Raw genomic sequence first — 25,488 nt, forward strand, 5'->3', positions numbered from 1 at the left:
CTGCGCGGATGCGGCAAGATTCAGGGTCGGGGATTTTCGCGATGGCTCGATCGGCATGATGAGAGGCAGTGGCTCGTGAGCGGATACGCACCGGGAACCCTGGTCGCGGCGCGCGGTCGGGACTGGGTCGTGCTGCCGGGAAGCAGCGCGGAGTTCCTGAAGCTGCGTCCGCTCGGTGGTGACGACGAAACCGTTGCCGGTATCTTCCCGGAGTACGAGACCGTCACCGCGGCGACGTTCCCGCCGCCCACGTCCGCCGATCTGGGCAGTGCGGTCAGCGCGGGGCTGCTGCGCACCGCCCTGCGGGTCGGGTTTCGGGCGAGTGCCGGTCCGCTGCGGTCGTTGGCCGGGATTTCCGTCGAGCCCCGGCACTACCAGCTCGTACCGTTGCTGCTCGCCATGCGGCAGGAAACGGTACGCCTCCTGATCGCCGACGACGTGGGTATCGGCAAGACCATCGAGACGGGCCTGATCGCGGCCGAGATGCTGGCCCAGGGGGAGACCGAGGGCCTGGCCGTGCTGTGCAGCCCCGCGCTGGCCGAACAGTGGCAGGCCGAGTTGCGGGACAAGTTCGGTATCGAGGCCGAGTTGGTGTTGCCGTCGACGGTGAACCGGCTCGCCCGCGACGTGCCCTTTGGGGAGTCGCTGTTCACGCGGTACAAGAACGTGGTGATCTCGACCGACTACATCAAGTCGGAGACGCGCCGCGAGCACTTCGTCAAGCACGCTCCCGACCTGATCATCGTCGACGAGGCACACACGTGCGTCGGCGATGGCGGCGGAATGGGCGACAAGGCGCAGAAGCAGCTGCGCTACGAGTTGCTGCGCAAGCTCGCGGCCCGCGAGGACCGGCACCTGATCCTGGTCACCGCGACTCCGCACAGCGGCAAGGAGCACTCGTTCCGGAATCTGATCGGGCTCCTGGACCCGACCCTGGCGGACGTCGACCTCGAATCGAGCAAGGGCCGGGACCGACTGGCCCGGCACATGGTGCAGCGGCGCCGGCCGGACATCCGCAAGTTCCTCGACGAGGAGACGCCGTTTCCCAAGGAACGGGAGACCCAGGAGGTGGCGTACCGGCTCACGCCCGAGTACGCCGCGTTTCGCGACAGCGTTTTGGAGTACGCCCGCGAATCGGTGCTGACCGACGAGGGCGAGCTGCGCAAACGGGTGCGCTGGTGGTCCGCGCTGGCTCTGCTGCGTGCGGTGGCCTCGTCGCCGCGCGCGGCGGCCGAGACGTTGGAGCGCCGCGCGAGCGTGGCGGGCGCGGAGGATTTGGCGGAGGCCGAGACGCTGGGTCGACAGTCGGTGCTCGATCTGAGTGACGACGAGGCGTTGGAGGGCATCGACGTCACCCCCGGCGGTGACGCGGACGTGCCGCAGTCCGAGCGCGCCCGCCTGCGCGCGTTGGCCGCCCAGGCCAAGGCGCTGGAGGGCAAGCCGGACGCCAAGCTCGCGCTTGTGCTCAAGCGGGTCAAGGCACTGCTGATGGAGGGGTACGACCCGATCGTCTTCTGCCGGTTCATCGACACCGCCGAGTACGTCGCCGAATATCTCTACAAGGGACTGGGCGGGAAGGCCGAGGTCAAGGCGGTCACCGGCGTACTCCCGCCGGTGGAGCGGATCAAGCGCATCGAGGAACTCACCGACAAGGAAGGCCGCCGTGTGCTGGTGGCCACCGACTGCCTGTCGGAGGGTGTCAACCTCCAGGAGCATTTCCAGGCTGTCGTGCACTACGACCTCGCCTGGAATCCGACGCGGCACGAACAGCGCGAGGGCCGCGTCGACCGCTTCGGCCAGCGCTACGACATCGTGCGCGCGATCACCGTCTACGGCCAGGACAACGGCATAGACGGCATCGTGCTCGACGTGTTGATCCGCAAGTATCAGGCGATTCGCAAGACCACCGGTGTGTTGGTCGCGGTACCGCAGAAGGGGGAAGGGATCGTCCGGGCGCTCCTGGACGGCCTCTTGCTCAAAAGCGACGACAAGGCCCAGCTCGAACTCGCGCTTGACCTCACGGCGCAGGTCGACGAGCTGCATCGCGAGTGGCACAAGGCGTCGGAACGCGAGAGCAAGCAGCTCACCAAGTTCGCCCACTCGGGCGTGCAACTCGACGAGGTACGCGAGGAGTTGAACGAGATCCGCGCGGCGCTGGGCAGCCATGCCGACGTCGAGGGTTTCGTGCGCGATGTACTCACCGCGTTGGGCGCGGGCGTCACGCCGACGTCGGATGGCCTGGAGACCGCGACGGGGCAGTTGCCACTGGGCCTACGGCACGCGCTCGGGGCCGGTGGTGCGGGTGACAAGCCCAAGGACGTGACATTTCGTCGTGTACCGCCGGGCAAGCGGAGCGAGGGGGTGCTGATCCGTACCGATCCGAAGGTATCGGCGATCGCCGAGCACGTCCTCGACACCGCGTTGGAGCCGTCGCTGCCCGGCCGGGACCGGCCCGCCAGTCGGTGCGGTGTAGTGCGGACGTGGGGTGTGGAGACGCGGACGACGCTGTTGTTGGTGCGCTATCGATTCCACGTCACCTTGCCGGCGCGCCGAGGTGGCAAGCCGCCGTCGATGGTCGCCGAAGACGCGCGGTTGATGGCGTTCCGAGGCAGTCCGAGCGCGCCGGAGTGGCTGAGTGAAGAGGACGCCGCGCGGCTGTTGGACGTGTCGGTCGACGGCAACGTGGATCCGCCGAAGGTGCACATCGAGCGCGTTTTGGCTGCGCTCCCTGCCATCCAGCCCACACTGGACGAGCGCGGCGACGCGCTGGCGCTCCGGCTCAAGGAGTCGCACCAGCGGGTACGTACGGCCGTCGGCGCTATCCGCCGCGGCCTGGACGTCGTCCACCAGCCGCATGCCGACGTGCTCGGGCTGTACATCTACCTGCCCATGACCCAGACCGGAGGCGTGCAGTGAAGCGCGGTGTCATCGCGGACAGCATCTCGGCGGTACGCGTCGAGAACAGCCTGCTGCCGATCGACCTGCTCTCACGCATCGTCGACGGCGAGGGTGTGCCGGGGCTGAAGCCGGCCGACTATGTCTTGGTCGGCAACGAGACGGTACGGGACGCGGCCGGCCGGGCATGGGCCTATCTGCGGCCGAGGTGGGTGGCGTTCCGGGCGGAGTTGGCCAAGCAGCCGGAGAACGCACCTGACATCGCGATCACGCGCCAGCATTGGCTGCTGCTGCTCTTCCGCGAGCTGGGGTTCGGCAACCTGGCGCCTGCGACGAAGGGTGCGTTCGCGACCGAGGACGGCGGACACGAGTTCCCGGTGTCGCATCACTGGGAGCACATCCCGATTCACCTGCTCGGGTGGGGGCTGGATCTCGACAAGCGGCACCCGGGCGTGAGTGGGGCGACGCTGAAGCCGCAGTCGATGATGCAGGACTGCCTCAACCGGACCGACTCGACGCTGTGGGGCGTGCTGTCGAATGGGCGGGTGTTGCGGCTGCTGCGGGACTCGGCGTCGTTGACCGGGTCGGCGTACGTCGAGTTCGACGTCGAGTCGATCTTCGAGGGTGAGCTCTACGCGGACTTCGTGCTGCTGTACCTGACGGTGCATCAGTCGCGGTTCGCGAAGTTGTCCCAGGACGAGAACACGGGTCCGGCCGACTGCTGGCTGGAGAAGTGGCGCCTGCACGCGATCGACACGGGCACGCGCGCGCTGAATCAGTTGCGCGATGGTGTGCGGGACGCGATTGCGACGCTGGGCAGCGGGTTCCTTCAGGAGACGGCCAACGCGGGGCTGCGGGAGCGCATCGCTCGGGGGTCGGCCAGTGACGGGTTGACGCTGGCGGACTATCACCGGTCGCTACTGCGGACGGTGTATCGGCTGCTGTTCCTGTTCGTGGCCGAGGACCGGGACATGCTGCTCGACCCGGACGCCGACCTCGTCGCCAAGGAGCGCTATCGGTCGTACTACTCGACGGCGCGACTGCGTCGGGTCTCGCGCAAGCGGGTGGGTGACTCGAAGGGCGACCTGTGGCGGGCGTTGATGCTGGTGGTCGAGAAGCTCGCCCTGGAGGAGGGCGCCGAACCTCTCGCGCTCCCGGGCTTGGGTGGGATCTTCGAGCCGAGTCCGATGGACGTCCTGAACGAGTTGACGCTGCCGAACCATGCGCTGTTGAAGGCGTTTCGGGAGCTGGCGTGGCTCCGGGACAAGGGTGGACGGCCGCGAGCGGTCGACTACGAGCACCTGGGTGCGGAGGAGCTGGGCAGCGTCTACGAGTCGCTGCTTGAGGAAGTCCCGCGCTACGACCCGGCGTCGCACGCGTTTTGGCTGGAGCGGCTGTCCGGCAACGAGCGCAAGACCACGGGGTCGTATTACACGCCGACATCGCTGATCGAGTGCCTGCTGGATTCGACGCTGGATCCGCTGATCACCCAGGCACTGAACCAGTTGGACCCGGAAGCAGCGCTCCTGAAACTGACGGTGTGTGACCCGTCCTGTGGATCGGGGCACTTCCTGGTCGCTGCAGCAAGGCGGTTGGCCAGGGCGTTGGCGTATGTGCGGACCGGGGACCCGGAGCCGCTGCCGAGCGATGTTCGGCACGCGATGCGGGATGTGGTGTCGCATTGCATCCATGGTGTCGACCTGAATCCGCTGTCGGCCGAGTTGGCGAAGGTGTCCCTGTGGCTTGAGTCGTTGGACCCGGGCCAGCCGCTGGCGTTCTTGGACGCGCAGATCAAGGTGGGCAACTCACTGCTGGGGTCTACGCCGAGGTTGTTGGCGGGTGGGATCCCGGATGAGGCGTTCAAGGCGCTGGACGGGGACAATCCCAAGGTCATCAAGTCCTTGAAGGCACGCAATATCAAGGAAAAGGCTGGACAGAGTTCGCTGTTCGAAACGCCAGGCGTACAGGTGGCCAACGGCGTATTCGCGGCGCGTCTGGCGGAGGTCGTACAGGCGCAACCGCGCAACCTGATCGACGTGCACACGCAGGCACAGAAGTATCGCGACTTCATGCGGCTGCCGGATCTGGTGAAGCGGCGCGAAGTCGCGGACGCTTGGTGCGCGTCGTTTGTGAACCACAAGCTGGACGCCATGACGGGCATCACGACGGCTACGTTCGAGCAACTCGACATGACGCCGGAATCGGTGCCGGCGACGACACGGGCGGAGATTGCGCGGCTCTCCGAGCAATACCGGTTCTTCCACTGGCACTTGGAGTTTCCGCACATCTTCCGGGTGAACGACATGGATGCCGAGGGGGTCGACTCCGAGACTGGGTGGGCCGGCGGCTTCTCGTGTGTCGTCGGCAATCCGCCGTGGGAGCGAGTCAAGCTTCAGGACAAGGAGTTCTTCGCCACCGAGGATGAGGCGATCGCCAACGCGCCGAACAAGGCGGCGCGGGATCGCATGATCAAGGCGTTGCTCGACACCGAGCCGGGGCGTCAGTTGCACGCCCGGTATGTGGATGCCAAGCGACGGGCCGAGGGCGAGAGTCGGATCCTGCGGGCTTCCGGGCGGTATCCCCTGACGGGCCGGGGCGACGTCAATACGTACGCGGTGTTCACCGAGACCGCCTCGATCGTGATCGAGCCGTCGGGCCGCTTCGGTTTGGTACTGCCGACCGGTATCGCGACGGACGCGACCACGGCCCCGTTCTTTTCGGACCTGGTGCGGCGGAGCGCGCTGGTGTCGTTCCTGGACTTCGAGAACGAGGCGTTCTTGCTGAGCCGGGACGTCCACCACAGCGTTCGCTTCTGCTTGCTGTCGGCGGGCGGGAAGAACGTGAAGGTCGGCGTGGCCTCGTTCGCGTTCGGGACGCGGCACATCGAGGACTTGGACGCTCGACGGTTTGCGATGCCGCCCGAGGAGATCCTGCTGGTCAACCCGAACACGGGAACGTTGCCAGTGTTTCGATCGCGTCGCGACGCCGAAATTACTCTTGGGATCTACCGGCGGCTTCCTGTGCTTATACGCGAGGGGGTGCCCGATGGAAATCCCTGGGCTCTTTCTTTCCTGCGAATGTTTGACATGGCCAACGATTCTGACTTGTTTCGCATGGCGGAATCTTTCGCGGATGAAAATGCATCAGGTGCTGTCTCGGGGCGCTGGGATAAATCTGGCGATGTTTACCATAAGGGCAGAGACCGCTTTCTTCCGCTATATGAAGCAAAAATGATGCACCATTACGACCACAGACTCGGTACCTATGAAGGGCAGACCACGGCGCAGTCGAACATGGGAACGCTGCCGCGAGTTACAGCCGATGAGCATGATGAGCCCGCATTTACCACTCAGCCAAGGTACTGGGTTAGTGAAAAAATCATGCGGACAAAATTGGCACAAAATGGACAAAGCAATGGCTCTTGGGATGGCGAGACATCTGCCGATCTTCCGATGAGCGGACCATGATTATCTCGGCTTTGCCTAGAAATCCTACGCCAGACGGGACGCTTCTAATGCTCCCGGATACCGATTCTCCTGCGCCACTTCAGGCGGCTCTTAGCTCGTTTGTGCTCGATTTTGTTGCTCGACAGAAATTCAGCGGCACGCATCTGAAGTACTTTACCGCCTATCAGCTCCCCGTACCCAACCCAAGCAGTTTTAAAGAAAACCCGGGCTGGGATAGGGGAATCGATATCGATGCATGGATTTCAGTCCGCGTACTGGAGCTTGTGTACGTTGATTATCGGATGTTCGGTTATGCTGCTCAGTATCGGGATGCCGGGCTTCCATTTCGCTGGTCCGAAACTCGTCGAGAGTTGATTCGGGCCGAACTCGATGCAGCATTCTTTCATATCTATGGGCTCGAGCGCGTTGACGTAGAGTACGTAATGGAATCATTCCCGATCATCAAGCGCAAGCAAGTCGCCGCAAATGGAGAGTACAAGACCGAGCGCTTGATTCTAGAGGCCTACGACGCCATGGCAAACGCCATCGAGACTGGTGTGCCTTACAAAACGCCGCTGTGCCCACCTCCCGGCGAAGGCGCCCGTCATCCCGCACGGGTTTTCTCTCCAAAAAACTAGACCCTGGTGGTCTGCCTGGTATTCAAGCTCCGGAGGAAAGAGTTCCATGTGGTCGAATCGAACTCAAGCTGATCGCCAGACGACACCTTGGAGTCCCGGACGCCTGTGAGCGGTTTCGAGCTGTTTAGGATGGCAGCCTCGACACAGTCGCTGCCCGATCCTCCACTGTGGCTGGACTTGATCCACTTGGTTTGAATACCGGTCTCCATCATGCTGACCTCTTGTTCCCGTTGAGGGCGAAAAAATCTCGCACTTCTGTGATCATTTTAGTGGATTCTTCCGGGTTAATCGCCTGTGTAGTCAGGTGATTGAAAACGGTCCTATGCCGTTCGAGATCAACGGATTTCTCAACATAGAGCGCTCCGACCCCTGCGAGACTACCAACATAAACGACATCCAAGCTCGGGTCCTGTCCCTTGATATAGATGAACCCGGTGGTATCTGCATAGGCGCCGGCCGCGAAGGGCAAAATTTGGATTGTGATATACGAGCGTTCAGAGCAGGTCAAAAGATGATCGAGTTGCCCTGCCATGGTTTCTGGGCGACCCACGGCCCGGCGAATGACTGCCTCGTCAAGCACGATTCGCAGATGCGGCGGGTTTTCTCGCTTGAGAATGTCTTGGCGCCGCATGCGGACTTCGACCATGCGGGCGAGCTGGTCCTCGGTTGCGTGCGTTTCAGTGGCGCGGTGCACGGCGTCGGCGTAGGCGCGTGTCTGTAGAAGGCCCGGTACGTAGGACGTTGCGAATGCGCACAACTCCAGCGCCTCGTCCTCCAACGTGAACAGTGGGGTCAGCCAGGCCGGGATCGCATCGGTGATGCCCTTCCACCAACCCTGAACCTTCGCGTCCTTGGCCAGAAGGACCGCAGCTTCGCACTCGGCATCGGTTGCGCCGTACGCGCGGCACAACGCCTCCACGACGACCCACCTGACGGATCCGGTGTTGTTCTCGTAGCGGTTGACCGTCGCCCGTGAGTGGCCAACGGCTGCCCCGGCCTCCTCCAGAGTCAGACCCTTGCGATCTCTCAGTCGACGCAGTTCCGTTGCCAGTAGTCGGCGACGTGTGGTCGGTCCCAATGCCATGTCTCCTCCGGCCTTCGCGTGGTCAGTTTCCCGATCCAGGGGATCGAGGGCAACAAACGAGGCCTCAGTCCGGGCATGCACGCAAGTTCGATTTCGTGCGCATCTCAACATGAGATTCACATCTACGGATGCACAGTGCCATACTCGTCTCATCCGTCACGCTTCGGGGGCCTTTGGACGCGGAGTGTGGTCGCTCTGAGCAGTCGATGGCAGCGCACGACGCGCGGGTGCCACGAAAGAAGGCGTATATGCCCATGGACTCGTTTCAGTGGAGGCCTGCCCTACTTGCGGGTGGAGGAGCAGCCACGAAACCGCCGACTCTCGGGGTTGGTTCGCCTCGAAGCCCCATCCGCCAGGTATGGCCCGTCGAGGCCGCGTCCCTCGGAGTAATCGCCGGGCTTGCGGCCGTACCACGAACCCGCCGATTCGCTCGGCGCGCTTGCGAGGATTGGGGCATCGGTGGTGACCCACTCGATGCGCTCCAGTTGATCGTCACCGAGCTCGCGACCAACGCCGTGATGCACAGCGGCAGTCCGACCTACACGCTCATCCTCACGCGGACCGGCGACGCCGTCTGGGTCGAGGTGATCGACTGCGGTCGGTGGCGCGAAGAAGTCGACCGCTGCGAGCGCACCGCCGATGGCGGGCGCGGGTGGCGTCTCGTTCGTGAACTCGCGCAGCGGGCCGGGGTCGAGCGGGCGGCGGACGGCACCTGTGCCTGGGCGGAGGTGTTCACGTGAAGCCGCCCGCCAATCCACGCCTCGTGGCCGCACGCAACGCGCTCGGGCTGTACAGCCAAGAGCAGTTCGCCGAGCGGATCGGGGTGGACGTCCGGCAGGTGCGTCGCTGGGAGTCGGCCGATCCGCCTTGGCCGCGCCCTTACGGACGACAGCGGCTCGAAGCGTTCTTCGGGATGCCACTCGATCGGCTCGGGTTCACTCCGCCATGGGCACGCGGCACGCCAACCGATCCCGAACAGGCCGGCATCCGGATCGCCGCGCGGTCCGTTGCGCTCCTCGCACACGCCCGCCGTGACCTGGCGGAATCAGTCCTCGGCGACGAACTGCCCTGGCTTGCGACGCTCCCGGAACCGCAGCGCATTGCCTGCGTTCACGAACTGCTCGATGCCCTGGCCACCGGGCCCGCCGCCTTCCGCGAACACCTGGCCACCTGGCGGGCATTCGCCGTTCGGCTTCACGCGCACGTGCTCGGCGACGAGTTCGCCTGAACGCGCCCCGCGCGGCCCACCCACAAGCGCGACCATGAAGCGCAGGCCCCGGTGACGGAGTGTCAAAAACCAACCCTCGCTCATTCGGGTGAAACTCGGCCAACGCCCACCAAACGCCGGTTACGGTTCGACTACAGAAAGCGGCGACCACCCTTGCCGGGGCGATCGCCGCAAAGTCAGACCGCCCCTGAACCGGGCGGCCGACCGAAAGGCAAGCCGTGAACCCGGCGCACCTCCCAGGGCAAGCATGCCCGAACCCTCCCCGGCCGACCAGCAATCCCCCCACGATTCCCCCATACGCGCGCCGAGCAGTCTGGCTACAGACCGTCCGCCGCGATCCGGAGATCGAGCGCACGCTGCTGTTCTTCGCGCTGCTGCTCTCTTCGTACGCCAACGCCGACGGGACCGGCATCCGAGTCACCCACGCGATGCTCGCGACCGACACCGGATTTCACCTCTCCACGGTCCGCCGCGCACTCGACGCCCTACAAAAGCGCGGCCTCCTGCTCCAACTCCACCGCGGCCACCGACTCGGCGACGGCCGCGCCGCCCTCAGCGAGTACACGCTGCTCATCCCCTCAACGGCTCATCCATACGAACCGCTGACCGACGGCTCAACCGCCCACCGAGATGAACACCTGAGCGTTCCGAGTCGCTCACCCACAAATCCCTCAACCGCTCACCACAGGGCCTCAACGGTCCACCCGGATGAGCCGCTCCCTGTAGTTACCTCTATGGGGATGGGGGCAGGTTCTCCCCCCAGTCCCTCCTGGCCCGCACGCCGCACGCCCGACACCGCGTCGTTCCGGGCTGCCAAAGTCCTGGTCGAACAACTCCCCTCCGAATCCCACGAGTTCCTGCTGCCCGGCCTGCACCGCATCGCCCTCAAGCTCGCCGACCGCACAGACCGCAGCACCCTCGTCCACGACCTGGCGGACACCATCCGCACACGCGGCCCCCTGACCGGCCCCGGTATCAGATCCCCGCTCGCCGTACTCCTGTACCGCCTGGACGAGGCGATCGACGTCCACCAAACCATGCGCGAGTCCTTCCGCCGCTCCCTCAGTGCAGACTCCGAGACGTCCTCGCCGGCGATTCCGGCCTGCGACTGCAAGGGCGGTTGGCGCGGCGAGGACCACGAAGGTCGCCCGATCGTGTGTACGCGCTGCAAACCGCGCTACGGCAACCGCGTGCCGCTGTTCTGATCCGAGCCTTCTCCCAACGAGCCTGCCGGGTGGCGGAGTTCGGACGGCAGAGTCCCTGTCGGAGTCCGGTGCGAGCATTGACTTCCCGCGCTCCGGATCGTCCGGGCAGCCGCTACGGTGGCCACGACTCGTTTGGTTTGCGGGCCGAGACCGAGGGTGGATCACGCGTGAGCGCTGTGCAGGGTGACGTGGAAGCTCCGACCGAGGGAGCAAGGGAGCTGTCTCCACTGGGGCGGCGCATAGACCTTCTGACCCGCAGCATCGGGCGGAAACACTGGGTGGCGATCAACGACGCCGCGCGCTTCCTGAACGTCAGCGAAGGAGCAGTGCTCGCGGAACTCGTGGACGGCGCGATCGACCACGGGCATCGCATCCTCTCCAAAGAGGGATACCCGCTTCTTCCGATCGACCACGACGTCTTGCTGAAACTCTGGAAGCGGGACGGGATCACCGCAGCCGAAACCAAGCAGAGGAGGGTGAAGGGTGATACTCGGGACAAGGTCAAGGAAGCCGAATTGAGCGCGCTCATGCCGGCCGAGGAAGACGCCCACACCGGCCGCCGGGCCTGGTTCGTCAAGGGCTCCTCGGTCAACGGACACAACGTCGTGCCGGATTGGCTCACCGACGGATTCGTGTCGCTGCCGGCGAGCAAGCTGCGGAGCCTGCCTCCCGGCGTGACACGCGACGAGGTCAAGGAAGCGATCGAGGAGGACTACGCGCACGTCTCCTACAACGCGCGCGACCAGCGGGTGACGGAGTATCACCTCTTCCTCAGCCGCATGCGTGAAGGCGACCTCGTGCTCGCCCAGACGTCCGGCGACATCCACCTCGGCATCGTCACCGGGCCGCCCGGCTTTGTGTCCAGCGTGGACGGCCAGGCCAATCTGCGGCGTTCCGTCGAGTGGCGCACGCTCGACGAGCCGATCGACTACGTGGAACTGCCGCAAGAGGTCTCCGCGAGGCTGTCCACCCAACTGAGCATCGTCGACCTGACCGAGTTCGTGGACGCGTTGGCCGAGCTGATCGGTGTCGGCTCGACGCCGACGACCGACGTCGCGCCCAAGGGCACGCGCGAGATGACCCTGCCTGCCGTGCCCGAGGAACTGGCGGCGGAGCTGTACCTGCCGCACGGCTGGCTTCAGGAATGCGTGGACCTGCTGCGCGACCGCCCACAATTGGTCTTCTACGGCCCGCCGGGCACGGGGAAGACCTTCATCGCCCAGGCCCTGGCCGAGCATCTCGCCGGTGCGGGTGTGGTCAAGCTCGTGCAGTTCCACCCGGCGTACTCCTACGAAGACTTCTTCGAGGGCTACCGTCCGCGCGCCGGCAAGGACGGGCAGGTCGGATTCGAGCTGACCGCAGGGCCCTTCCGCAAGCTGGTGGACGCGGCGCGGGAGAACCCCGAACTGCCGCACGTCCTGATCATCGACGAGATCAACCGGGCCAACTTGGCGAAGGTCTTCGGCGAGCTCTACTTCCTCCTGGAATACCGGTCGCGCAACATCGACCTGATGTACTCCTCCGGCGACGACAAAGAGTTCACGCTGCCGAAGAACGTGCTGATCATAGGCACCATGAACACCGCCGACCGCTCCATCGCCCTGGTCGACGCGGCCATGCGGCGACGGTTCTCCTTCATGGCGCTGCACCCGACCCAGGACCCGGTCGACGGAGTACTCGACCAGTGGCTGGCGGCCCACGACTACCCACCGCACGCCGGCTTGCTGCTCGCCGAGTTGAATCGGCGGATCCAGGACCCGGACTTCGCGGTCGGGCCGTCCTACTTCATGCGCAAGGCGGTACACGAGGACGAGGGCGGCCTCGAACGCACCTGGCGACGCAACATCCTCCCGCTCCTCGAAGAGCACCACTACGGCGACGGCGTGGACATCGAGGCCGAATACGGCTTCGCGGTCGTGGCCGAGGCCGCCGGCCTGCCCGCCGCCGACGTGTCCCCGGGCGGATCGGACGACGTGTGACCACGATCCGCCTCGCCGAGCACGCCGTCCTGACCGACGTTGCACTCAGCGCCGCCGCGGCGCACGCGCTGCAAGCCTCCAAGGTCGTCACGCTAACCCCGACCCGGGCACCGGGACGATGGCAGGTGCGGGGCAAAGCCGTTGTCGGCGCGGCCTGGGTCGGCCCGCCGGGAGACGGCGTCGAGCTGTGGGTGACGCCCAAGGTCCCCGTGGACAGATTGTTCTTCCTGCTCGGGTACAGCCGCGTCGGCATACAGTGGCGGGACCGGGTCGTGGACCTCGACGAACAGCCGGACCTGCTTTCGGCGGTCGCCGAAGCCTTCTCCCGGCAGGCCGACCGGGCGTTGCGTCAAGGGGTGCTCCAGGGCTACCACCAGGTCGAGGACGCGCTGCCGGTGCTGCGCGGTCGACTGCGCGAACGCGAACAGGTGCGCCGACGCCACGGGTTGATGGTGCCGCTGGAGGTGACCTACGACGAGTTCAGCGTGGACATCGCCGAGAACCGACTGATCCTGGCGGCGTCCCGGCGTCTGTTGCGGATGCCCGGCATATCTGCGTCGACACGTCATTCGCTCCAACGCACGCTGCTGCGCCTGAGCGGCGTCGAGGCGCCGGCGGACGGACAACCCTTGCCTCGATGGCAGCCGTCGCGGCTCAACGGTCGCTATCACGTGGCCTTGCCGCTCGCCGAACTCGTGCTGCGTGGCGGGTCGTTCGATCTCAGGGCCGGCAGCGTCCGGGTGGAAGGCTTCCTGGTCGACATGAACAAGGCGTTCGAGGACTTCGTGGTCCGCGCGTTGCAGGACGCGCTTCGACCGTACGGCGGCCGGTGTGTGATGCCCGCGAAGCACGATCTCGACGTGGAGAAGTCGGTGAAACTGGAACCGGACCTCGTCTGGTACCGCCCCGACGGCACACCGGGGGCCGTCGTGGACGCGAAGTACAAGGCCGAGAAGAACAAGAAGTTCCCGAATGCCGACGCCTACCAGATGCTCGCCTACTGCACCGCCCTCGGCCTGCCGCGCGGCCACCTGATCTATGCCGCCGGAGGTGACGCGCCGCCCGAACGCACCATCCGTCGCACCGGGATGAAGCTGCTCCGGCACGTTCTGCCGCTCGACCGGTCACCCGGGGAGGTCCTCGCCGCCGTCGCCGAGCTTGCCGACCTGATCGCCGGACCTCCCGCTCACGTACCGAACGGTTGACCGCGCGTCGTCGCCATCGCGTAATGTCCCGCAGCAAAGGCGTGCAAGGGGCGGGCGGCACAGGGGGGTTCCCGACGTGGGGTTGGCGAACGAGAACATCATTTCGCAGGTCGAGGATCTGCTCGCGGGACGCATCGTGATCCCGTCCATTCAGCGGGACTACGTCTGGAAGACGCCGGACATCCGTGACCTGCTCGACTCCCTCTATCGTGGATACCCCATCGGATCCGTGCTGTTGTGGAAGACCAGGATCCAGGTCCCGTTTCGGGCCGCCGCGGTCAGCCAGGACGCCCAGAACACCCATCAGCCCGTGTACCTGCTCGACGGCCAGCAGCGGCTCATCTCGCTGGCCTGGGTGTACCGGCCCGAGTCCCGGGCCGACGCGAAGAAGCTCGACCTGCGCTTCGACCTCGCGAACGAGCAGTTCGTGAGCCCGGTGGGCGCGCAGCGAAACGATCCGCTGTTGATCCCGGTGGTCGACGTGCTGGCGAGTGATCCCGAGTTCTTCCGGATGTTGACGGTGGCCGGGGTCGATCCCGCGACGCCGGTCTTTCAGACGTACTTCACCCGTCTGCAAAAGCTGCACGACATCCACAAGCGTGAGATCGCCGTCATCACCTACACCTCCGACGACTACGAGGAGGTCGCGGACGTCTTCGCCCGGGTCAACAAGGGTGGGCGCAAGCTGACCAAGGGCGACCTCGTCTACAGCGCGATCGCCGCCCGCTGGGCGGACGGACTTGCCACGATAGAGGCGTTTCACGCGGAACTGGCCCGAGACGGATTCGCCCTCGACCGCGACCCGGTGTTGCGCGTACTGGGGTACTACGCCGGGGTGGGTCTGCGCAGCATCAGGCTGCTCGACGCCTCGGTCACCGAAGCCGTACTCAAGGACGCGTGGGCCAAGACGGCGGACTCCGTCCGGATGACGGTCGAGTTCCTGCGCGAGGAATGCGGCGTACCGCGCTCGGCAGTACTCAAGACGCAGAACGTGCTGGTCGCGCCGTCCATCCTGCTGCATCGCAGGGGCGGCACGCTCGGCCTGGAGGAGACTCGCCGGTTGCGTCGCTGGATCTACACGATCCTGGCCTTCATGCGGTACACGGGGGCCTCCGAGACCGCGATGGAGTCCGACGTCCGGTGGATGGATGTCGAGCCGGAAGAGGTACGTTGGCGCGAGTTGACGAACGGTGCCTTCGGCACCCGCTCGGTGGACGCTCCCGTGCAGGCCACGGACCTGGAGCACAAGACGAGCGTGCACGCGTTGTTCAACGTCCTGTACATCGCCGCGCTTCGCCGCGAGGTGCGGGACTGGGTGGACGGTGACCGCCTCGACGAACTGCGGGAAGACTCGTCGGCGCGGATCGAGTACCACCACGTCTTCCCGGACGCGGCGATCGGCGGGGCCTATCCGAAGGAGTTGCGCAACTGCGTTGCGAACTACGCCTTCGTCTCGGCCCGCACCAAGCGGGCCATCGGGACCAAGACACCGGCACAATACCTTTCGACGCTCGACCCGGATCACCTCGCCGGGCACTGGATGCCCACGGACCCCGACTTGTGGACTGTCGAACGTTTTCCCGACTTCCTCGCGGCACGGCGAGGGCTGATGGTCGCGACCCTCAACGGCATGCTGGGTCTGCCCGGCGGTGACGGGACGGACGAGCCCGCGATCACCGTGGCCGCTCCGGTCGATGCGATCGAACAAGCAGGCGGCGACGCCGATCGCAGCCCGTTTTTCGACCTCGACTTTTCCGGCGCCGACCACGCGCAGGGGTGGTTACCTGCTGCGCCCGTCGAGTATCTCGATACCGAGGCCCGCTTCTGGGACCAATTGGTGTCCTGCTCAACGCGCGAGGAAGTGCAACTGGTTCGGGACCTTCTGGAGTTCTGGGACGTCAGTCGTGGCCGTGTCGATTTCGGAAACGGCGCTACGCCCACTGCGCGTCTGGTCCGCGAAGCACCCGACGGTACGGCCGTATGCCCGCTGCTGGTGTTTCCGTCCGCTGCGGGCAGTGGCATCGAGGTGCAGTTCAGGGAGCTGTTGCGGCACTCGCGATTTGCGCCGGAACCGATGCGGGATGAGCTTCGTACCCGCCTCAACGCCATCGCGGGCGTGGAGATCCGCACACACCACCTGCGCAGTTGCCCTAACTTCCCCTTGAGCCTGTTGGAGGACGAGGGCAACCTCGCCGTGTTGTACGAGGTGTTCGCCTGGCTCAAGGACGTGGTCTGAGCCGCCGGTCGAGAAGTTCCCCTGCTCAGGGCCGCCACAGTTCGCCGGGACCCGGTTCCGGCCAGGGGATGTCGGCACGGACTGCGGCGAAGAGTTCCTTGCAGCGCTTGTCGTCGAGCAGGACCACGCTCTGCCCGCCGCCGCGTTCGCCGAAGCCGGCGACGGGGGCGGTGCGAAACGCCAGGTCGGATTCGCTGATGCCCTTGAGGTCGGTGGCCAGGTCGAGCAGCGCCTTGAGGTTGAGGTTGTCGTCGACGGTCAGCGACTTGGTCAGCGACTGCAACAGGTTCTCGGTGCGCAGTGGGCTGCCGAGCACCCCCTCCGCGGTCACCTTCTCCGCGATCGCGCCCAGGAGTTGCTGCTGGTGCGCCACCCGATCGAGGTCGCCCCGTTCGAGCCCGTACCGCTGCCGCACGAACTTGAGCGCCTCGTTGCCGTCCAGCTTGGCGCGGCCCTTGTCGGCGTCCACCGTCACCCCGCCGAGCGCGTCGACCATGCCCTTGAAGCCGCCGAAGTCCACCGCCGCGTAGTGGTCGATCCGCACGCCGGTCAGGTTCTCGATCGTGGCCACGAGGAGCGCGGGCCCGCCCCACGAGAAGGCCGCGTTCAGCTTGGCCTCGCCGTGTCCCGGGATCGACACCCACGAGTCGCGCGGCAGCGAGATCGCCGAGATCGAGGCCCGGCCGGCGGGCAGGTGCAGGATCATCATGGTGTCGCTGCGCCGCCCCTCCAGCGCGTTGGGGTCGGCGCCGGCCGCCGCCGCGTCCATGCCGACGAGCAGGATGTTCAGTGCCCGGCCGGCGGTGGGATCGGCCGGCGGGCGCGGCCCCGCTGCGGGGATGCTCGATCGGTCGAAGACTCCGTCGATCCGCTTGATGTTGGCGTTCAGCGAGTACACCAACCAGACCGCGCACCCGCCGACCACGAACAGCGACAGGGTGAGCAGCGCGACCAGTCCCACGACCGCCTTGCGGCGTCGTGACCAAGGCTTGCGCTCGGGTGTCGATGTCGACTCGACGTCTTCGTCAGTCCCGCTGACCTCGGCCGACTCGTCCGTCGCACCCAGCGCATCCGTCATGCGCAGAAGCTAGCTGACCAGCCGTCAGCAACGGCAGGGGAAGCCGAAAATCAGTGCGAAGACGAGATCGATTTCGGTGCCTGTCCGAGATCCGGAACCGGCCGCCGCATGCACACGCGAGGCCACCGATCCAACCCGATGGCCGCTTCGTGCGCTCGGATTGCCGCGAGCCCCGGCGTCACCTCGGCCGCATCGAGGGTCCGGAAGCCGATTCGCGCGTAGTACGGCGCATTCCACGCCACGTCCCGAAACGTGGTCAACGTCGACACGAGCCCGGTCTTTGCCTGCACCCGATCGATCATCGCCCGCCCGAGCCCGCGCCGCGCCCCGTCGGGATGCACCGACACCTGCTCGATGTGCGCCGCGCCGTCCACGAGGTCCCAGATCAGATAGGCGATCGCCGGTTCCCCGATCACCAGGCACCGCCCATCGCTCTGATATCGCGCCAACTCCGCCACGGAGAACGGCTCATCCGCTGCGATCTCCGGCATCCCCACATCCGTGAAGCACCTCCCGGCGGCGACCTCGATCTCCCGCAAACGCTCCAGATCGCGTACCGAGGCACCACGCATCGCATCACTCATGATCACCATTGTGGCCGCCGCCGAGAACGCGGGACGGCGCGTGGGGCGGCGGTACGGTGGCGCTCAGGCCCCGCGCCAACCGCCTGCTTGACTGTGCCCGAGTGCTCGCTTAACGTGACTCGACCGGCGCCGAGGCCCGCCTTCAAGGTGTGGGCCAATCGCTCGGCCGACTCACGGGGGTGGGCACCATGACCGATCTCGTCATTGATCTCGCATGGCTCGAAGGCGTATCCGGCCGATTGGCCGAGGCCGCGTCCGTGTCCAAGACCGAGACCCTCCCGGACCGGATCCCCATAGACCTGCGTGAGGTTATCCATCCTCCCAAGCAGCCGGCCGACCCGTGAGCCGATCCGTGATGAGCGGCATGTGGCGGCGCGCCGTGGTCGCCGTCCCGGGGCTCCTGCTGGCCACCGGGTGCGGTGGGTCGCACGAGCCGCAGCCCGATCCCGCGATGGTCTCGGAGGCGCGGAGCGCTGCCCTCACCTGGTTCACCGGGACGTGGCGCAACGATTTCGAGGCCGCGTGCCCCAATATCAAGGCCGGGAGCGTTGCCGCCCCGCCCTTCGGGGGCTGCGGCATGGCGGCCACGAACCTGTGGAGATCGATGAATCCGGATGCCGAGGCGCTGATCTCGGTCGACATCGCCAAGCTCGAACTCCGTGACGACAGAGCCAAGTTCGATTCGGATCACGTCACGGTGAACGGCCGGCCGTTGTCGGATTCGGTGGATCGTGCCGCAGGCGGGCAAGCGCACGTGCGTTATACCTACACGTTCAGGCGCATCCAGAATTTGTGGTATTTCCAAAAGGCCGACTCCGAGGCCGGATTCTGATCCACGTGTGACGCGAGTGCCGAAGGGCGGCCCGATGGAGCAGGGCCGCCCTTCGCACGTTGTCGACTACTGCGGGACCGAAGCCGCTCCCGCCGGCAGGAAGCGCTTGCCGATCGTCTTTTCGGTGACGCCCGCGCGGTCCAGGTACGGGGTGATGCCGCCCAGGTGGAAGGGCCAGCCGGCGCCGGTGATCATGCACAGGTCGACGTCCTGCGGGGCGGCGACGACGCCCTCTTCGAGCATGAGGTTGATCTCGTCGGCCAGGGCTGCCAACGCGCGGTCGCGGACCTGCTCCTGTGTGGAGGGGGAGTTGCCCACCTCCAGCAGGGCGGTGACCTCGGGGTCGACCTCCTGGGCGCCCGAGGCCCAGGTCAGGAAGGAGCGCTTGCCGGCCTTGACCACGCGCTCCAGGTTGGGCGAGACGCCGAAGCGGTCCGGGAAGGCCGTGTGCAGGGTCGCGCCGACGTGTGCGGCGATCGCCGGGCCGACGAGTTCGAGCAGGACCATCGGGGACATCGGCAGGCCGAGCGGGGCCAGCGCGTTGTCGGCGATCTCGATCGGGGTGCCTTCGTCGACCGCGGCCAGCACCTCGCCCAGGAAGCGGGTGAGGACGCGGTTGACCACGAACGCCGGGGCGTCCTTGACCAGGACCGAGGTCTTCTTGAGCTGCTTGGAGACGGCGAACGCGGTGGCGAGCGCACCGTCGTCGGTCTGCTCCGCGCGGACGATCTCCAGGAGCGGCAGAACCGCGACCGGGTTGAAGAAATGGAAGCCCACGACCCGCTCGGGGTGCGCCAGCTTGGCGGCCATCTCGGTGATCGACAACGACGAGGTGTTGGTGGCCAGGATGCAGGTCGGCGAGACCACGGCCTCGACCTCGGCGAACACCTGCTGCTTGACCGACATCTCCTCGAACACGGCCTCGATCACGAAGTCGGCGTCCGCGAACGCGTCCTTGGTCAGCGAGCCGGTCACCAGCGCCTTGAGTCGGTTCGCGGCGTCCGCCGAGATCCGCTTCTTGAGCAGGAGCTTGTCGACCTCGGCGTGTACGTAGCCGACGCCCTTGTCCACACGCTCCTGGTCGATGTCGGTCAGGACGACCGGCACCCGCAGGCGGCGTGCGAACAGCAGCGCGAGCTGCGAGGCCATCAGCCCGGCGCCGACCACACCGACCTTGGTGACCGGGCGCGCGAGCTGCCGGTCGGGGGCGCCGGCCGGGCGCTTGGCGCGCTTTTGGATCAGGTTGAACGAGTACAGCCCCGCGCGCAGTTCGTCGCCCATGATGAGGTCGGCGAGCGCGTCGTCCTCGGCGTCGAAGCCGGCCTGGAGCGAGGCGACGTCGCCGAATCGCGCGGAGCGCGCCGCGTCGATGATCTCCAGCGCGCGGTACGGCGCGGGGGAGGCCCCGTGCACCTTCGAGTCGGCGATCGCTCGACCTCGCTCGATCGCCGCGTCCCAACCGGCGCCGCGGTCGAGCTCTGCTCGCTCGACCACGATCTCGCCGGTGACGACCTTGCCCGCCCACACCAGCGACTGGGCCAGGAAGTCGGCGGATTCCACCAGCGCGTCCGCGATCCCGAGCTTGAATGCCTTGGGGCCGTTGAGCTGCCGGTTCTGGTTCAGCGCGTTCTCGATGATCACGGTGATCGCGTTGTCCGGGCCGATCAGGTTCGGCAGCAGCACGCAGCCGCCCCAGCCGGGGACCAGACCCAGGAAGCACTCCGGCAGCGAGAAGGCCGGCACCGCGGTGGAGATGGTGCGGTACGTGCAGGCCAGGCCGATCTCGACGCCGCCGCCCATCGCCGCGCCGTTGTAGAACGCGAACGTGGGCACGGAAAGCGTGGTCAGCCGCTTGAACGTGTCGTGGCCGGCCTTGCCGATGGCGTGCGCGTGCTCGCGCAGGCCGACCTTCTCCACGCCCTTGAGGTCGGCGCCGACTGCGAAGATGAACGGCTTGCCGGTCACCCCCGCCGCGACGATGTCGCCCGCAGCGGCCAGCGCCTCTACCTTGTCGATCGCGCCGTTCAGCTCGCCCAGACCGGCCGGGCCGAACGTGTTCGGCTTGGTGTGGTCGAAGCCGTTGTCGATCGTGATCAGCGCGAATCTGCCCGCGCCGCCCGGAAGATCGAGCACGCGTACGGGGAAGTGCGAGACCAGCTCGTCCGGGAAGACCTCGGCGGCCAGTCGAGTCAGGTCGCTCACTTGTCGTTCCCCTCGGAGTTCGCGGTGTTCGCGGTCCAGTTCGGGTTCTCCCAGATGACGGTCCCGCCCATGCCGAGCCCGATGCACATCGAGGTCAGGCCGTAGCGGACCTCGGGGTGCTCCTCGAACTGCCGCGCGAGCTGCGTCATCAGGCGCACGCCGGACGAGGCGAGAGGGTGGCCGAAGGCGATGGCGCCGCCGTACTTGTTCACGCGCGGGTCGTCGTCGGCGATCTTGTAGTGGTCCAGGAAGGACAACACCTGGACCGCGAACGCCTCGTTCAACTCGAACAGGCCGATGTCCTCGATGGTGAGGCCGGCGCGCTCCAGGGCCTTCTCGGTGGCCGGGACCGGGCCGATGCCCATCACCTCGGGCTCGACGCCCGCGAAGGCGAACTGCACGAGCCGCATCTTGATCGGCAGACCCAGCTCGCGCGCGGCGTCCTCGGAGGCGAGCAGACACGCGGTCGCGCCGTCGTTGAGGCCGGCCGCGTTGCCCGCGGTGACCCGGCCGTGCGGACGGAACGGGGTCTTCAGCGCGCCGAGGCCATCGAGCGTGGTGCCCGGGCGCATCGGCTCGTCGACGGTGGACAGGCCCCAGCCCTGCTCGACCGAGCGGGCCGCGACCGGCACCAGGTCGGGCTGGATCTTGTTGTCGGCGTACGCCTTGGCGGCCTTGTCCTGGCTGCCGACGGCGAACCTGTCGGCGCGCTCCTTGGTCAGCTGGGGGAAGCGGTCGTGGATGTTCTCCGCGGTGTTGCCCATGACCAGCGCGGACGGGTCCACGAGCTGCTCGGAGATGATCCGCGGGTTCGGGTCGGCACCCTCGCCCATGGGGTGGCGGCCCATGTGTTCGACACCGCCGGCGACCACGACGTCGTAGGCGCCGAACGCGATGCCGCCGGCGGCGGTGGTGACCGCGGTCATCGCGCCCGCGCACATGCGGTCGATCGAGTAGCCGGGCACCTCGCGCGGCAGACCCGCGAGCAGCGCCGCGGTGCGGCCGATGGTCAGGCCCTGGTCGCCGATCTGCGTGGTGGCCGCGATGGCGACCTCGTCCACGCGGGCCGGCGGCAGCGACGGGTTGCGGCGCATCAGCTCACGGATACACGCGATGACGAGGTCGTCGGCTCGCGTCTCGTGGTAGATGCCCTTGGGGCCGGCCTTGCCGAAGGGGGTACGGACGCCGTCTACGAAGACGACGTCCCGGACGTTACGAGGCACGAGCGCACACTCCTCCTGCGATGGGTACGGGCCCCATGCTACTCATGAGTAACCAATGGTCCTAGCCCTCGGTCCCTCTCGGGTCGCGCCGATCCGCCGGGTTGCCGCCGGCGGTGGCCGGGATCGGCCCGGTGGCCGGCGCGTTTTCGAGGCGAGCGGGCCGACGGCCGGGGGGTGTCGTTCGCGTCCGAGCGGGTGCCGAGGCGAGCGAACGGGTGCCGTCGGGCGGGTGTCCAGGCGGGTGTCGAGGCGCGCGCGAACGGGTGTGTGTCGGGTGCGCGTGCGGGGGTGCGACCGGGGTGCATTCTCCGACCGGGCATCCGAGTGTGCCCGGGTGCGCGTTCGGACACGCGAACGCGGCTGAGGGGTCGGCAAGTACCGCGGTGGGCGCCCGAGTCGTCATCGCCACAGCGCCCGGGTCGGGCGCACGATCGCTCGCGTCGGCGGTGGAGGCTCCGGCGGGTCGCCCCGACGGGTTGCCGCGCCGGGCTGCTCCGAGGTGATCACGAGGGCTCCGGATTGCGCTGACTTGGCCCGACTCTACGCATATACCGGGCTTGTAATGCTTTGCCGCGCCAGAGATCGCGAGGCGGACGTGATGTGATCCACGCTCGGAGCGGCGGGCCTTTACTTTTACTTGACTGTATGGGGGCATTCGGCTGACAAAATAAGCCAAGCCTAGGCTTGGTTAGCCTTGCCTAAGAATTGCTCTTTGTCCTCTTTGTGTATGCCTGTTGGCCCCTGTCGTCCGTCTGCCGGGCATCGACCCGTCTTCGCTTGTTCTCGTCCCCGGGAGAGTCCATGTCTGTTGTCCGTCGCCGTCCTGCCGTCCGCGTGCTGGGCACCGGACTGCTGCTCGCGTTGCCGCTGGCGCTCACCGCGTGCAGCAGCGACGAATCCTCCGGCGACGCGGTCAAGGTCACCGCCAAGGACAAGTCGTGCGACGTCGCCAAGAAGGACTGGCCGGCAGGCAAGAACAGCATCAAGGTGACCAACAAGGGCAGCCAGGTCACCGAGTTGTACGTCTACGCCCAAGGCGACCGGATCGTCACCGAGCGGGAGAACATCGGCCCCGGCACCTCGGCGACGCTGAACTTCGAGATCAAGGCCGGCAAGTACGAGGTCGCCTGCAAGCCCGGCATGAAGGGCGACGGCATCCGGCAGACGATCACCGTCGCCGGCACGCCCGCCGAGAAGCCGGTCGACCCCCGACTCGCCCAGGCGGTCGCGCACTACCGCGCGTTCACCACCGAGACGGTCGACCAAATGATGCCGATCGCCACCGAGTTCGTGAACGCGGTCAAGGCCGGCGACGTGGCCAAGGCCAAGGAGCTCTACCCCAAGTCGCGCCTGGGCTGGGAGACCATCGAGCCGGTCGCGGAGAGCTTCGGCGACCTCGACCCGCAGATGGACGCCCGCGAGGCGGACCTGGAGCCGGGGCAGGAGTGGTCCGGCTGGCACCGGATCGAGAAGACGCTGTGGACGACCGGGCAGATCACCGACGCAGACAAGGGCTACGCCGACCGCCTGCTGGCCGACCTCAAGACGCTCCAGTCGAAGGTGGGCACGGCCGAGATCACCCCGACCTCGATCGCCAACGGTGCCAAGGAACTCCTCGACGAGGTGGCCACCGGCAAGGTCACCGGTGAGGAAGAGGCGTTCAGCCACACCGACCTGTGGGACTTCGTGGGCAACGTGGACGGCGCGAAGAAGGCGTTCGACCTGCTGAAGCCGTACGTGGCGGAGAAGGACGCGGCGCTGGCCGCCACCCTCGACGGCGAGTTCGCCAAGATCCAGGGCCTGCTGAACAAGTACAAGCAGGGCGAGGGCTACGTTTCCTACGACACCGTCGACGAGGTCAAGCGCAAGGAGCTCTCGGACGCGGTCAACGCGCTCGGCGAGCCGCTGTCCAAGCTGGCCGGCGTCGTCGCCTAGTCATGCCCCACGTCGCAACGGGTCAACAACCGGCCGCACCACAGGGCCGGGTACAGCACGTCTTCAGCCGCACCGAACGTCCATAGGGAGGCCCCATGACCGAGATCGAACACGACACCGAGACGGTCGAGCCGTCGGGCGACGGTTTCAGCCGGCGGGCCCTGCTGGGCTGGACCGGTGGCGCGCTCGTGGTCGGCGCCGCAGCGGCCGGCGGGGTGGCCACCGCGGTCACCGGAACCGAGGACAAGTCGTCCGCGCCGGCCCTGGGCGCGGTCGACTTCCACGGCGCCAACCAGGCCGGCATCGCCACGCCGGTGCAGGACCGGCTGCACTTCTGCGTCTTCGACGTGATCACCGACGACCGCGCCAAGCTGGTCCGCATGCTTCAGCAGTGGACCGCCGCGGCGGCCGCGATGACCGCGGGCAAGGCGATCGGGACCGGCGCGGACAGCGGCGTTCCACAGTCGCCGCCGGACGATACCGGCGAGGCGGTCGGTCTGCCGCCGAACAACCTCACGCTCACCGTCGGGTTCGGCCCCTCGCTGTTCACCAAGGACGGCAAGGACCGCTTCCAGATCGCCGCGAAGAAGCCCGAGGCGCTCGCCGAACTGCCCTTGTTCCCGGGCGACAAGCTCGACCCGCAGCGCTCGGGCGGCGACATCGCGGTCCAGGCCTGCTCGGACGACCCGCAGGTCGCGGTGCACGCGATCCGCAACCTGGCCAGGATCGGCTTCGGCGTGGTGTCGGTGCGCTGGTCCCAACTGGGCTTCGGCAAGACCTCCTCGACCACGCCCGAGGCGATGACGCCGCGCAACCTGTTCGGGTTCAAGGACGGCACGCGCAACATCGCCGGCACCGAGACCGACCGACTGCGCGAGCACGTGTGGGTGCCGGCCGGCGAGGGCCCGCAGTGGATGACCGGCGGGTCGTACCTGGTGGCCCGCCGGATCCGGATGCACATCGAGACCTGGGACCGGACCTCGCTGCAAGAGCAGCAGGACGTCATCGGCCGGTCCAAGGGTGTCGGCGCGCCGCACGGCGCGACCGGCGAGCACGACGTGGTCCCGCTCAAGGCGCTGCCGGAGAAGTCGCACGTGCGGTTGTCCCACCCGGACTCCAACAACGGCGTGACCATCCTGCGGCGCGGCTACTCGTTCGTGGACGGCTCGGACGGGCTCGGCCGGCTGGAGGCGGGCCTGTTCTTCCTGGCCTACCAGCGCGACCCGCGCAAGGGCTTCATCCCGCTCCAGCAGCAGTTGGCGGCGAACGACACGATGAACGAGTACATCCAGCACGTGGGTTCGGCGCTGTTCGCCTGCCCCGGCGGGGTGCGCGGCGCGGACGACTACTGGGGCAAGGCGCTGTTCGCCTGAGTACTCGGTGGGCGGCGCCGCTCACATCGATGCGCGAAGGGCCCGATCCGTACTTCGGATCGGGCCCTTCGCGCATGCCTGGCGGGCTGCTCAGGCGGCCGCCACATTCTCCCGGGACGCCGGCGCCGGGGCCTTGGTGCCGCCCTTGGGGAGCAGGAAGAACAGGGCCATCACCGGGACGAGGTAGAGCAGCCAGACGGTGACCTGTAGGACCGTGGGGTCGGGCTGGAAGTTGAGGATGCCCTTGAGGAGGGTGCCGTACCAGCTGTCCGGCGGGATGGTGTCGCTGATGTCGAAGGCCCGGTTCGACAGTCCCGGGAGGAAGTCGGCCTCCTGGAGGTCGTG

At 67.0% G+C, this 25,488-nt stretch carries 20 protein-coding genes; 13 read left to right on the forward strand and 7 right to left on the reverse strand.

Going from position 1 to position 25,488, the window contains the following annotated elements; all coding sequences use genetic code 11:
- Positions 1 to 75: 75 nt before the first annotated feature.
- Genes ABZS54_RS01730 through ABZS54_RS01740 form a run of 3 tightly spaced genes read left to right on the forward strand, consistent with a single transcriptional unit; the run spans position 76 to position 6,979 of the window.
- The gene (locus ABZS54_RS01730) at positions 76 to 2,916 is read left to right on the forward strand and encodes a helicase-related protein (RefSeq protein ID WP_355529574.1); all 2,841 of its coding nucleotides are present in this window, start codon (positions 76 to 78) and stop codon (positions 2,914 to 2,916) included.
- Positions 2,913 to 6,362, forward strand: a complete 3,450-nt coding sequence (locus ABZS54_RS01735; protein WP_355529577.1) for an N-6 DNA methylase — start codon at positions 2,913 to 2,915, stop codon at positions 6,360 to 6,362. The genes ABZS54_RS01730 and ABZS54_RS01735 overlap by 4 nt, the downstream gene beginning before the upstream one ends.
- Complete coding sequence (locus ABZS54_RS01740; protein WP_355529580.1) at positions 6,359 to 6,979, forward strand: hypothetical protein; 621 nt, start codon at positions 6,359 to 6,361, stop codon at positions 6,977 to 6,979. Before ABZS54_RS01735 ends, ABZS54_RS01740 begins: the two co-directional genes overlap by 4 nt.
- Here the strand turns inward: ABZS54_RS01740 and ABZS54_RS01745 are convergent.
- Positions 6,976 to 7,191 (reverse strand): DUF397 domain-containing protein, encoded by a 216-nt coding sequence (locus ABZS54_RS01745; RefSeq protein ID WP_355529583.1) that lies wholly within the window; start codon positions 7,189 to 7,191, stop codon positions 6,976 to 6,978. The two genes, ABZS54_RS01740 and ABZS54_RS01745, sit on opposite strands and share 4 nt — an antisense overlap.
- Positions 7,188 to 8,063 carry a helix-turn-helix transcriptional regulator gene (locus tag ABZS54_RS01750; protein ID WP_355529585.1) on the reverse strand — a complete coding sequence of 292 codons (876 nt, stop codon included), beginning with the start codon at positions 8,061 to 8,063 and terminating at the stop codon, positions 7,188 to 7,190. Before ABZS54_RS01750 ends, ABZS54_RS01745 begins: the two co-directional genes overlap by 4 nt.
- Before the next feature lie 254 nt (positions 8,064 to 8,317).
- Between ABZS54_RS01750 and ABZS54_RS01755 the strand changes: the two genes are divergently transcribed.
- The 6 genes from ABZS54_RS01755 (at position 8,318) to ABZS54_RS01780 (ending at position 15,916) form a co-directional block, all read left to right on the forward strand.
- Positions 8,318 to 8,803 (forward strand): ATP-binding protein, encoded by a 486-nt coding sequence (locus ABZS54_RS01755; RefSeq protein WP_355529588.1) that lies wholly within the window; start codon positions 8,318 to 8,320, stop codon positions 8,801 to 8,803.
- The gene (locus ABZS54_RS01760; RefSeq protein ID WP_355529591.1) at positions 8,800 to 9,291 is read left to right on the forward strand and encodes a helix-turn-helix domain-containing protein; all 492 of its coding nucleotides are present in this window, start codon (positions 8,800 to 8,802) and stop codon (positions 9,289 to 9,291) included. Before ABZS54_RS01755 ends, ABZS54_RS01760 begins: the two co-directional genes overlap by 4 nt.
- Positions 9,292 to 10,031: 740 nt before the next feature.
- Positions 10,032 to 10,496, forward strand: coding sequence for a hypothetical protein (locus ABZS54_RS01765; protein WP_355529594.1), 465 nt, complete (start codon positions 10,032 to 10,034; stop codon positions 10,494 to 10,496).
- 278 nt (positions 10,497 to 10,774) lie between these two features.
- The gene (locus tag ABZS54_RS01770) at positions 10,775 to 12,475 is read left to right on the forward strand and encodes an AAA family ATPase (RefSeq protein WP_355529597.1); all 1,701 of its coding nucleotides are present in this window, start codon (positions 10,775 to 10,777) and stop codon (positions 12,473 to 12,475) included.
- Positions 12,472 to 13,680, forward strand: a complete 1,209-nt coding sequence (locus tag ABZS54_RS01775; protein ID WP_355529600.1) for a restriction endonuclease — start codon at positions 12,472 to 12,474, stop codon at positions 13,678 to 13,680. The genes ABZS54_RS01770 and ABZS54_RS01775 overlap by 4 nt, the downstream gene beginning before the upstream one ends.
- A 76-nt stretch (positions 13,681 to 13,756) precedes the next feature.
- The gene (locus tag ABZS54_RS01780; protein WP_355529603.1) at positions 13,757 to 15,916 is read left to right on the forward strand and encodes a DUF262 domain-containing protein; all 2,160 of its coding nucleotides are present in this window, start codon (positions 13,757 to 13,759) and stop codon (positions 15,914 to 15,916) included.
- Positions 15,917 to 15,941: 25 nt separating this feature from the next.
- Here ABZS54_RS01780 and ABZS54_RS01785 read toward each other — a convergent pair whose 3' ends face one another.
- Entirely contained in the window at positions 15,942 to 16,994 is a 1,053-nt protein-coding gene (locus ABZS54_RS01785) for an LCP family protein (protein WP_355529606.1), read from the reverse strand.
- Positions 16,995 to 17,044: 50 nt separating this feature from the next.
- Positions 17,045 to 17,578, reverse strand: coding sequence for a GNAT family N-acetyltransferase (locus ABZS54_RS01790; protein ID WP_355529609.1), 534 nt, complete (start codon positions 17,576 to 17,578; stop codon positions 17,045 to 17,047).
- 188 nt (positions 17,579 to 17,766) lie between these two features.
- On the opposite strand from ABZS54_RS01790, the gene ABZS54_RS01795 reads away from it, so the two are divergent.
- Both ABZS54_RS01795 and ABZS54_RS01800 read left to right on the forward strand, forming a co-directional pair.
- Positions 17,767 to 17,922 (forward strand): hypothetical protein, encoded by a 156-nt coding sequence (locus ABZS54_RS01795; protein ID WP_355529611.1) that lies wholly within the window; start codon positions 17,767 to 17,769, stop codon positions 17,920 to 17,922.
- Between the two features lie 8 nt (positions 17,923 to 17,930).
- The gene (locus tag ABZS54_RS01800; protein ID WP_355529614.1) at positions 17,931 to 18,410 is read left to right on the forward strand and encodes a hypothetical protein; all 480 of its coding nucleotides are present in this window, start codon (positions 17,931 to 17,933) and stop codon (positions 18,408 to 18,410) included.
- Positions 18,411 to 18,476: 66 nt separating this feature from the next.
- On the opposite strand, the gene ABZS54_RS01805 is transcribed toward ABZS54_RS01800, so the two are convergent.
- Both ABZS54_RS01805 and ABZS54_RS01810 read right to left on the reverse strand, forming a co-directional pair.
- Positions 18,477 to 20,612: a 3-hydroxyacyl-CoA dehydrogenase NAD-binding domain-containing protein gene (locus ABZS54_RS01805; RefSeq protein WP_355529617.1), complete on the reverse strand. Its 2,136-nt coding sequence runs from the start codon at positions 20,610 to 20,612 to the stop codon at positions 18,477 to 18,479.
- Positions 20,609 to 21,835: a thiolase family protein gene (locus ABZS54_RS01810; RefSeq protein WP_355529620.1), complete on the reverse strand. Its 1,227-nt coding sequence runs from the start codon at positions 21,833 to 21,835 to the stop codon at positions 20,609 to 20,611. The genes ABZS54_RS01805 and ABZS54_RS01810 overlap by 4 nt, the downstream gene beginning before the upstream one ends.
- Before the next feature lie 801 nt (positions 21,836 to 22,636).
- Here ABZS54_RS01810 and efeO point away from each other — a divergent pair.
- Both efeO and efeB read left to right on the forward strand, forming a co-directional pair.
- Positions 22,637 to 23,770: an iron uptake system protein EfeO gene (gene efeO, locus ABZS54_RS01815; protein ID WP_355529623.1), complete on the forward strand. Its 1,134-nt coding sequence runs from the start codon at positions 22,637 to 22,639 to the stop codon at positions 23,768 to 23,770.
- A gap of 95 nt (positions 23,771 to 23,865) precedes the next feature.
- Entirely contained in the window at positions 23,866 to 25,143 is a 1,278-nt protein-coding gene (gene efeB, locus ABZS54_RS01820; RefSeq protein ID WP_355529626.1) for an iron uptake transporter deferrochelatase/peroxidase subunit, read from the forward strand.
- Positions 25,144 to 25,233: 90 nt separating this feature from the next.
- On the opposite strand, the gene ABZS54_RS01825 is transcribed toward efeB, so the two are convergent.
- Positions 25,234 to 25,488, reverse strand: a 255-nt coding sequence (locus tag ABZS54_RS01825; RefSeq protein ID WP_355529628.1) for an FTR1 family protein, incomplete at its 5' end; no start/stop codon positions are given.

The sequence above is a fragment of the Embleya sp. NPDC005575 genome (assembly GCF_040605455.1).
GTDB lineage: Bacteria > Actinomycetota > Actinomycetes > Streptomycetales > Streptomycetaceae > Embleya.